The 2,254-nt window shown below is 67.5% G+C and carries 1 protein-coding gene; it reads left to right on the top strand.

Going from position 1 to position 2,254, the window contains the following annotated elements; translation table 11 throughout:
* Nucleotides 1–226 precede the first annotated feature (226 nt).
* Nucleotides 227–2,086, top strand: coding sequence for a dihydroxy-acid dehydratase (gene ilvD / locus HPA01S_RS22345; protein WP_066273702.1), 1,860 nt, complete (start codon nucleotides 227–229; stop codon nucleotides 2,084–2,086).
* Nucleotides 2,087–2,254 lie beyond the last annotated feature (168 nt).

Here is a 2,254-nt window from a genome sequence, read left to right as displayed (position 1 = left end):
TTGTCTATTTCGGTGGTTGCCGCGTTTTCTTGAGGCTTTCTGCTGCGCCGCAGGCCGCAATGCGCCCAACCGGCGGCAAGGGCCGGCCCGCCTGGGCCGCGCAGGCGCTGGGGGATAATTGCCCGGCCCGCCGATGCGCCGCCCAAGACGCGGCGTACCCCGGCGCGCACCAGGCCCCCACCGCCGAGGCCGGCTCACCCTCCGCGCAACTTCCTACTTCACCACGATGCCTGTCTACCGTTCCAAAACTTCCACCGCCGGTCGCAACATGGCTGGTGCGCGCTCCCTGTGGCGCGCCACCGGCATGAAAGACGATGACTTTTCCAAGCCCATCATTGCCGTCGTCAACTCCTTCACCCAGTTCGTGCCCGGCCACGTGCACCTGAAGGACCTGGGCCAGCTGGTGGCGCGCGAGATCGAGGCCGCGGGCGGTGTGGCCAAGGAGTTCAACACCATCGCGGTGGACGACGGCATCGCCATGGGCCACGACGGCATGCTGTACTCGCTGCCCAGCCGCGAAATCATCGCGGACTCGGTCGAGTACATGGTCAACGCGCACTGCGCCGACGCCATGGTCTGCATCTCCAACTGCGACAAGATCACGCCCGGCATGCTGATGGCCGCGATGCGCCTGAACATCCCGGTGATCTTTGTCTCCGGTGGCCCGATGGAAGCGGGCAAGGTGCGCCTGGCGGTGCCCGGCACCTCCACCATCCAGTTCAAGAAGCTCGACCTGATCGACGCCATGGTGATGGCCGCCGACGACAAGGTGAGCGATGCCGAGGTGGCCGAGGTGGAGCGTTCCGCCTGCCCCACCTGCGGTTCCTGCTCGGGCATGTTCACCGCCAACTCCATGAACTGCCTGGCCGAGGCGCTGGGCCTGGCCCTGCCGGGCAACGGCACGGTGGTGGCCACGCACTCGGACCGCGAGCAGCTCTTCAAGCGCGCCGGCCGCCGCATCGTCGAGCTGTGCCGCGAGTACTACGAGCAGGACAACGAGCGCTTGCTGCCGCGCGCGGTCGGCTTCAAGGCGTTCGAGAACGCGATCACGCTGGACATCGCCATGGGCGGCTCCACCAACACCATCCTGCACCTGCTGGCGATTGCGCAGGAGGCCGAGATTGATTTCGGCATGACCGACATCGACCGCCTCTCTCGCACCGTGCCGCAGTTGTGCAAGGTGGCGCCCAACACCAACAAGTACCACATCGAAGACGTGCACCGCGCCGGCGGCATCATGGCCATCCTGGGTGAGCTCGAGCGTGCTGGCAAGCTGCACACCGACGTGCCCACGGTGCACGCGCCCACGCTGGGCGACGCGCTGGCGCAATGGGACATCACGCGCACGCAGGACGAAGCGGTGAAGACCTTCTACATGGCCGGCCCCGCCGGTGTGCCCACGCAGGTGGCGTTCAGCCAGTCCACGCGCTGGCCGAGCCTGGACACCGACCGCGCCGAAGGTTGCATCCGCTCCTACGAACACGCGTTCTCGAAAGAGGGCGGCCTGGCGGTGCTGACCGGCAACATCGCGCTCGACGGCTGCGTGGTCAAGACCGCAGGTGTGGACGATTCCATCCTGGTGTTCGAAGGCCCGGCCCACGTGGTCGAGAGCCAGGACGAGGCGGTGGAGAACATCCTGGCCGACCAGGTGAAGGCCGGCGACGTGGTGGTGGTGCGCTACGAAGGCCCCAAGGGCGGCCCCGGCATGCAGGAGATGCTGTACCCGACCAGCTACATCAAGTCCAAGGGCCTGGGCAAGGCCTGCGCGCTGTTGACCGACGGCCGCTTCTCCGGCGGCACCTCGGGCCTGTCCATCGGCCACTGTTCGCCAGAAGCCGCCGCCGGTGGCGCCATCGGCCTGGTGCAGAACGGCGACCGCATCCGCATCGACATCCCCAACCGCACCATCAACGTGCTGGTGAGCGACGAAGAGCTGGCGCGCCGCCGCGCAGCGCAGGACGCCAAGGGCTGGAAGCCGGCACAGCCGCGCCCACGCAAGGTGTCGGCAGCCCTGAAGGCCTACGCCAAGCTGGTGATGTCGGCCGACAAGGGCGCAGTGCGCGACCTGTCGCTGCTGGACGACTGAGGCGCTTCCTCAAGCCCGCGCGCAGCGGGCAAAGAAAAAGCCCTGGCGCAACGCGACCAGGGCTTTTTTGTCAGCAGATGACTTCTCAACCGAGGTGCATCCGGCGCACGTGCCCGAACCCAAAGGCATCGAGGGACGGCTCCGCCGGCCCCAGGTGCCGTCCCCCTT

This window comes from Hydrogenophaga palleronii NBRC 102513 (assembly GCF_001571225.1).
GTDB classification, from domain to species: domain Bacteria; phylum Pseudomonadota; class Gammaproteobacteria; order Burkholderiales; family Burkholderiaceae_C; genus Hydrogenophaga; species Hydrogenophaga palleronii.
Note: the sequence above shows the minus strand (reverse complement) of the source record. Positions and strands in the feature narration are given on the sequence as shown.